Source organism: Paludisphaera sp. (assembly GCF_037189885.1).
Classification (GTDB): Bacteria; Planctomycetota; Planctomycetia; order Isosphaerales; family Isosphaeraceae; genus Paludisphaera.
Genome location: NZ_JBBCIR010000101.1, coordinates 1 through 5,575, shown reverse-complemented (window position 1 = coordinate 5,575; position 5,575 = coordinate 1). Strand labels below are relative to the sequence as shown.

The window sequence follows — 5,575 nt, the reverse complement described above, 5'->3', positions numbered from 1 at the left end:
AGCGGCCCGTCCTCCCGCTTGATGAGGTCGGCTCTTTGTTCGTCGGTCAGTTGCACCACATGTCGCTTCGTCATTGGCCCTCCTCCTGGCGGGCCAGAATATCGGAACAGGCGTTAGAAACCAATGCGGTCTACCACTAGTATTACTGTCGCGCTTTGGTTCACGGCGAATGGCCGCGGCTCCGGTAGTGGCATCGCATGGCCTCGGCCTGATGGCGTCGCCGCCACCGCGACCAGTCCAGCCAATGGTCCGCGTCGCGGGCGACCGGCCAGACGAGACGCGTGAGCAGGCGGCGGACCTCGGGGACCGTCGGCGGGATCAGCTCGGCGAGGCGCCCCCTCGTCCTCTTTTTGGGGGCGGCGGGGCCGCCTCGGCCCGCGGGACCTCCAGGAAGGCGTGGGCCAGCGGCGACAGAGTCACGTGCCGGTGCCATCCGGCCCGGCTCCGCACCTCGTAGTCGTCCAGGCCGACCTCCTGCTTGGCCTGCTCGAAGGCCGACTCGATCGCCCAGCGGCAGCCCGCCACGCGGGCCAGTTCCTCCACGGTCGTCCCCTTGGGACATCGGCAGAGGTAGAACGCCCGCTCCTGAGGCTCGGCGATCGCTCGATGCACGAGCAGGCCCTTGGTCCACGCCTCGTCGGACTGGAAGGGGAACTCGACGAAGGCGCAGTCGTAGAGCCGCTGGCCCTTCGTCCCGGCCCCGCGGCTGAGGCGGAGCCAATCGGCCGCCGGCAGCCCGGCGGCCAGGGCGTCGGCGCGGCCGTGGAAGCCGCCGAGGAACAGCCGCTGGGCCGAGGAGACCGCGACGACGTAGCCGAGCCCGTGCCGCTCGATCAGGCCGCGGAACTTGTAGTCGGAGCCGTAGACCTCGTCGGCCGTGACCCACGCGGCCGGCGTCCCGGCCTTCAGGGCGAGCCTCAGCATGGCCCGGGCCTGCTCGGGCTTGGTCGCGAAGGCGACCTCCTCCGGGACGCCGGCCTCGCGGCGGCGGGCCGCGTCCCCGGCCCACGACTTCGGCAGGTAGGGGGCCCGGTCGAGGAAGGCGGCCCCGCGGCCCGAGCGATAGGCCAGGAAGACGCCGACCTGGCAGTTCTCGTTCCGGCCTGCCGTGCCGGAATACTGCCGCTGCACGCCGGCCGACTTCGCCCCCTTCTTGAGGAGCCGGTCTCGTCCACGATCAGGACGCCGTCGGGCTCGCCGAGGCGGTCCACGACGTAGGCGCGGAGGTCGTCGCCGACGGCGTCGGCGTCCCAACTCGCGCGGCCCAGGAGCCGCTGTACTCCGTGCGGCGTGGCGTCGCCGAGGGACTCGGCGAGTTGCCAGGAGTTCTTGCGATCGACGCGGCCCAGCAGGCCGCGAAGATACGCCTCGGCCCGCCGCCGCAGGTCCCTGCGGCCGAACCGCGTGGCGAGCCGCCCGGTCAGCTCCTCGAATCGTTCCGGCCAGGCGGCCGCGACGTCGGCGATCGGCATTCGGGACCTCCGTGAAGGAGTCCCCAGACTAAACCAAGTCGATGCGCGACTGTAGTACTAACGACGGACGGGCGTCAGCCGGTAGCTACAAGGGAGGGGTCCACCAGCGGCTCAGGGAGTCCCGACGTCGGCTCGAAGGGCTGGGGCGGTACGTCGAGGCGTGAGCAGTACTCGGGCGACCGCCGGACTACCGGGACATCCGGCGATCGGGGGAAGAAGTGTATGGAATTGCCCTCGTCCAGGTAGCATAGGACTTACGCGATAGGCGGTATCCGGTGGAGCGGCCGGGCCCGGTAGGCGCGGACGGCGTCGCGGACGACGGCGGCCTTGGCCTCATACCAGCTGACGCCGGTGGCGTAGAAGCTCCACGACAGGCGGGCGAACGCCCGGATCGCCATCCCGATATGGTTCCGCTGCGCCCGGGCCGACCGGGCCTGGCATCGCTCGACGTTGCAGCACTGCTTCAGGGCCCGGTGGTACTCCTCCACGGCCCAGCACCGCTCGGCCAGCGCCTGGCGGCCCAGCTCGTCCATGGCGAGGTCGTTGGTCGCCCAGTATTCAACGTCCCCGTCTCGGGAGACCGCCTTGAACACGCGGAGCGGGCCGGACCCCTCCATGTGGACCACCAGCCCGCCGTCGCCGATCGGGACCTTCGAGATCGGGCGATAGCCGCCGCGGTCGAGGTCGACGCGGCGGTTGGACTTCAACCGCGTGAGGAAGGTCCAGCCCAGGCCGCGGACCCGCTTCAGGTTCGCCAGGCTGGCGTACCGGCTGTCGAAGAGGACCGCCCGCGGCCGGAAGCCGCGACGGGCCGCCCCGGCGATCATGGCCGCGAAGTGGTCGTTCTTGGTCAGGCCGTCGACGGGGGCGTCGTAGACCCGGTAGTCGACCGGCATGCAGCGGTCGCCGTCGGACCAGACCAGGCTGATCAGGTTGATGCCCCAGACGACCTTGCGATGCTTGCCCGACCAGTGGCGGTGGACCGGCTCGATCTTCCTGGAATAGAGCTTGTCGAGCGTGGAGTCGTCGAGGATCAGGACGCCGTCGTCCCTGCGGACCAGCGGCTCGACCTCGGCCCAGAGCGTCTCGGGGTCGGGCTCCAGGCGGTGGAGCAGCCGGGTGTAGGCGTCGTGCGCGGCCGGGTCGGGGCGCTCCGGCCCGGTCCGGGAGGCCTCGCAGCAGCTGGCCGCCCGCGGCGTGGCGATCAGGAAGTCGATGTAGTCCTCGTCGCTGCACTTGGCTCGGCTCATGCGCCGATCCTACGGCCGGGGAGGCCGCCGCGCAATCTGTCCCGATGTCTACTGCTGCGTAACTCCTATGGCAATTGGATGGCGGCTAGGGCTACGTCGTGGTCGAGAACGGGTTTCTTGAGACGTGCCACGAGGACACGGACGGCGAAGGACCTGCGTCCTCGGTCGGAAGCGAGCCATGCGACGCCGCCTCCCGCACCGCCAGGCATCACCTCCGCAGGTCGGCGATGGCGAAGGCGACCAAGACGAGCAGCAGGAGGATGCCGATCGCCTTGAGGGCCGACCAGATCCTCGCCGCAGATACACGCTCCCTCGCCTCCCTCTCCTCGATGTCCCTACGGTTCTGCTCGATGCTGTTGCGGCACTCCTTGCAAGTCCTCAGCGGCTCGCCGTAGTAGTGCTCGGACGCCTCGACCAGGGCCATGGGGGCAACCCGCTCCTCGAATTCTTGAACCTCGACGAGAAAGACGAACTCCCGCCCCTCGTCGATCGGCTCGCCGCAGTAGCGGCACGACCTTTCCCTCTCCCCGCCCATGCCGGCCTCCTACGGCTACCCTACGGCGGCCCAGGTGCCCTCGCCCGGCCCATCCGTTGATCGTCAGGTTGTCGATATCATTGTCCGGCGGCGACGGCACGTCCAGGCGTCTGGCTGGGACCGCGAGGCCCGCCGAAGCCGGGCTTGGGTCCCGTGGCCGTGGGCCCAATTCCGTCGTACCCGCAGTTCAGATTAGCCGAGGTACAGCACGTCTTGCCGGGCGATCATCGCCTCCCGGTTGGCGACTCCAGCAGCCTGGCCAGCAGCGGCACCAGCATCAACAAAGTGTCCCTGTCCGCCGCTTTCCTCGCCGAGCTTGCCCGCTTGCTGCTTCGACAGAAACAGGGAGGCGGCACTCTCCTCGGTAGGGGTCGGCGATGCTCGTGCCCAACGCCTTCGCCGGTCGGGCCACGAGTTCGATGCCGGCGACCTCTTTCGCCCCCTCCAGCTTGGCGATGTAGGTCGGGGTGACGACCGCCCGGTTCGCCAGGCCGGCCTGCGTCAGCCCCCGAGACAGCCGCGCCTCCCGCAGCCGGGCGGCGAAGACGCCGATGATCGGCTCGTGCTCATTTGGGATTTTTCCCCTCGGTCTCGCCATGCGCCCGCTACCCCGCTCGTGAAATGATTCCGGCTGGGAGTGAACACGAGGCTCCATTAGGTCTTGTCGACTTGCATAATGCCGCGAGTAGAGTGGTCTGGGCGGCGGGGATCTCGCCGGAGCGTCTGCGACGGGCGGAAGCCTGGATTCTCACGGAACCGCCGAGAATCTCTTCGGTGACACTTTTATGACGATGATCACACGGGGCCGAGTCTGGGCCTTCTTGGCGATCACTCTCATCTTCGCACCACCGGGCATGGCGACGGCCGGCGAGCGGGAAGTCGTGAGGGGGAAGTTCGACCCCCCGCCCGGCAAGATGCTCGTACTCCTCGGCTGCGACAACTATCAGTCGTATCGCCGCCTGACCGGGGACACTCCGGCGGGCGGCGTCTTCTGGTACGAGTTCAACGGGGATACGTCGTTCTTCGCAAGGAACGCCGCCCTGGTCGGGGAAGGTGGCGTCCTGGCCGTCCACTTCAGCTTGCCGGACAAGAAGACGGTCCGAGAGATCCTCTCGGGCGAACGGGACGAGAACATCCGAAGGATCGGCGCCGCCTTCAAGGGGTGGGGCCGCCCCCTCTACGTGGCCATCGGACCTGAGTTCGACCACAAGGACAACCGAGCCAAGTACACCGCCGCGTAGGTTCTGTCCGGTGAATCGCAAGTTATTACGATGGAGGGCCCTGGGACTCGGAGGCCGACATGACCCGCCACTACGAGCTGACTGCCGAGCAGTTCGCTTCCATCGAGGACCACTTGCCGGCCGACGGAAAGCCCGGCGGGCAGTGGAACGACCACCTGACGGCGCTCAACGGCATCCGCTAGACCCTGCACACCGGGGCCCAGTGGCGTGAGCTTCCCGAACGCTACGGCAAGTGGAAGTCGGTCCATGACCGCCTGAGCCGGTGGCGGGCCGACGGCACCTTCGACCGCGTCCTGGAGCGGCTGCACATGCGGCTCGACGAGCGGGGGAAGATCGACCATGATCTCTGGTGCGTCGACGCCACGAACATCCGAGCCGGCCGGGCGGCGGCCGGGGCCGGGGGGGGAAAAGGTCCCCGACGAGCCGGCCGACCACGCCCTCGGCCGTTCCCGAGGCGGCTTCGGCACGAAGCCGCACCTGGTCGTCGACGGCGGCGGCCTGCCCCTCTCGGCGGTGATCACCGCCGGCCAGGCCCACGAGTCCAAGTCGCTGGAGCCGGTGCTCGAGGCGGTGCGGATCAAGCGCCCCGGGCGGGGACGGCCCCGCTGTCGCCCGAGGCGACTGGCGGGGGATAAGGGGTACAGCTACCGGCGCATCCGCCGCTATCTGCGTCGCCGCCGGATCAAGGCGGTGATCCCGACCCGCAAGGACCAGCGGCGGAATCCGCACTTCGACAAGGAGGCGTATCGGCGTCGCAACGTGGTGGAGCGGTGCGTCGGCTGGCTCGAGGAGTGCCGCCGCCTGGCGACCCGCCACGAGAGGCTGGCGGTGAACTTCCTGGCGATGGTCGAGCTGGCCATGATCCGTCGCTGCTTCAAGGTTTACGATTCACCGGACAGAACCTAGTGGTAGACCGCATTGGTTTCTAACGCCTGTTCCGATATTCTGGCCCGCCAGGAGGAGGGCCAATGACGAAGCGACATGTGGTGCAACTGACCGACGAACAAAGAGCCGACCTCATCAAGCGGGAGGACGGGCCGCTCACCCGACGGCAACGCAACCGGGTCCAGGTCCTCC

General features: G+C 68.8%; 3 protein-coding genes and 2 pseudogenes. 2 read left to right on the top strand and 3 right to left on the bottom strand.

What is annotated here, in order from left to right; genetic code table 11:
• Window positions 1-318: 318 nt before the first annotated feature.
• From WG209_RS23280 to WG209_RS23270, 3 genes and pseudogenes are all read right to left on the bottom strand, one after another.
• Window positions 319-1,472 (bottom strand): annotated as a pseudogene (locus WG209_RS23280) (IS701 family transposase).
• A gap of 254 nt (window positions 1,473-1,726) precedes the next feature.
• Entirely contained in the window at window positions 1,727-2,722 is a 996-nt protein-coding gene (locus tag WG209_RS23275; RefSeq protein WP_337177498.1) for a transposase, read from the bottom strand.
• A gap of 208 nt (window positions 2,723-2,930) precedes the next feature.
• The gene (locus WG209_RS23270) at window positions 2,931-3,257 is read right to left on the bottom strand and encodes a hypothetical protein (RefSeq protein ID WP_337177497.1); all 327 of its coding nucleotides are present in this window, start codon (window positions 3,255-3,257) and stop codon (window positions 2,931-2,933) included.
• A gap of 821 nt (window positions 3,258-4,078) precedes the next feature.
• On the opposite strand from WG209_RS23270, the gene WG209_RS23265 reads away from it, so the two are divergent.
• Window positions 4,079-4,498, top strand: a complete 420-nt coding sequence (locus tag WG209_RS23265; RefSeq protein WP_337177496.1) for a hypothetical protein — start codon at window positions 4,079-4,081, stop codon at window positions 4,496-4,498.
• Window positions 4,499-4,557: 59 nt separating this feature from the next.
• Window positions 4,558-5,404, top strand: a pseudogene (locus WG209_RS23260) (IS5 family transposase).
• Window positions 5,405-5,575 lie beyond the last annotated feature (171 nt).

Coding starts and splice junctions, on each gene's coding strand:
- WG209_RS23275 (WP_337177498.1), bottom strand. CDS start 2,722: ATGAGCCGAGCCAAGTGCAGCGACGAGGACTACATCGACTTCCTGATC.
- WG209_RS23270 (WP_337177497.1), bottom strand. CDS start 3,257: ATGGGCGGGGAGAGGGAAAGGTCGTGCCGCTACTGCGGCGAGCCGATC.